Source organism: Streptomyces sp. P5F9 (assembly GCF_057961495.1).
The window spans coordinates 1-1,435 of the sequence record NZ_JBXVPZ010000904.1 but is presented as its reverse complement, the minus strand read 5'-3'; the positions used below and the strand labels follow the sequence as shown (position 1 = coordinate 1,435).

Below are 1,435 nucleotides of genomic sequence, written 5' to 3'. Positions count from 1 at the left end.
CCGCAGGCGACGCGACCGCAGGGAGCGCCCTTTACTCGGCTCCCGCAATCCCGACACTGACCAAGAAGCGGGCGGCCCAACGGTCACTTCGCAGCCCGGGGCCGCAGCAACCCCCTAGTCCTCCAGCGACTCCTCCAGCGCAGCCAACGCCGGGTCCAGCACGATGTCCTCGCCCCGTCCCTCGATCGTCGGATCCTCCGGGAAGTGGCAGGCCGTCAGGTGGGCGGGGCGGTTGCCCTCGATCTGGATCAGCGGTGGTTCCTCGGTCGCGCACTTGTCCTGGGCCTTCCAGCAACGGGTGCGGAAGCGGCAGCCGGAGGGGGGCGAGATCGGGGAGGGGACGTCACCGGCGAGGCGGATGCGTTCGCGGCCGACTGTTTCGTTGTCGCTGAGGTTCACCTCGGGCACCGCGGACAACAGGGCGTGGGTGTACGGGTGCCGGGGGCGGGTGTAGATGGAGTCGCGGTCACCCACCTCGATGATCTTGCCGAGGTACATGACCGCCACGCGGTGCGAGAAGTGTCGTACGACTGCGAGGTCGTGGGCGATGAAGAGGAACGCGATGCCGAGTTCCTTCTGGACCTCCTGGAGGAGGTTCACCACCTGGGCCTGGATCGAGACGTCCAGGGCCGACACCGGTTCGTCCGCCACGATCAGCTTGGGTTCGAGGGCCAACGCCCTTGCCACGCCGATGCGTTGGCGCTGGCCGCCGGAGAACTCGTGCGGGAAGCGGTTGTAGTGCTCGGGGTTGAGACCGACGATCTCCAGGAGTTCGCGGACCCGTTTCTCACGGCCGCCCTCCGGCTGGATGTCGTTGATCTCCATCGGGCCCGAGATGATCTTGCCGACCGTCTGCCGCGGGTTCAGCGACGAGTACGGGTCCTGGAAGATCATCTGGATCTCGGAGCGGATCGGGGCCAGTTGTTTGCGGGAGGCGTGGGTGATGTCCTGGCCGTTGTAGGTGATCGTGCCCGCGCTCGGCTCCAGCAGGCGGGTGATCAGCCGGCCCGTCGTCGACTTGCCGCAGCCCGACTCCCCCACCAGGCCGAAGCTCTCCCCCACGTGCACGGTCAGGTCGATGCCGTCGACGGCCTGGACGGCGCCGACCGTACGACGGATCGGGAAGCCGCCCTTCACCGGGAAGTGCTTGGTCAGGCCCTCCACCACCAGCAACGGGTCGCCGGAGGCTTCCGGTACCGCGTCGCGCGGGGCGGGCAGGACGAGGTCCTCTGTCATGACGTCTCCTCCTAGCCCAGTCGGGGCTTGATCTCTTCGATGAAGATGCTGCGCTTCTCGTCCGCCGTGAGGTGGCAGGCCGAGGCGCGGTCGGGGGCGAGCAGCGGGCGTTCGGTGACACAGCGGGTTCCGCCGACCCGGTCCTGGAAGGTGCAGCGGGGGTGGAAGCGGCAGCCCGAGGGCGGGTTCAGAAGGGAGG

1 protein-coding gene and 1 pseudogene are annotated in these 1,435 nt (G+C 68.4%); both read right to left on the bottom strand.

What is annotated here, in order from left to right; translation table 11 throughout:
- Positions 1-114: 114 nt before the first annotated feature.
- Positions 115-1,236: an ABC transporter ATP-binding protein gene (locus tag AC31A1_RS51365; RefSeq protein WP_489659906.1), complete on the bottom strand. Its 1,122-nt coding sequence runs from the start codon at positions 1,234-1,236 to the stop codon at positions 115-117.
- An 11-nt stretch (positions 1,237-1,247) separates the two neighbouring features.
- Positions 1,248-1,435, bottom strand: a pseudogene (locus AC31A1_RS51360) (ABC transporter ATP-binding protein); the annotation flags it as partial.

Excerpts from the sequence above, each read along its gene's own strand:
- AC31A1_RS51365 (WP_489659906.1), bottom strand. The coding sequence starts at position 1,236 with ATGACAGAGGACCTCGTCCTGCCCGCCCCGCGCGACGCGGTACCGGAA.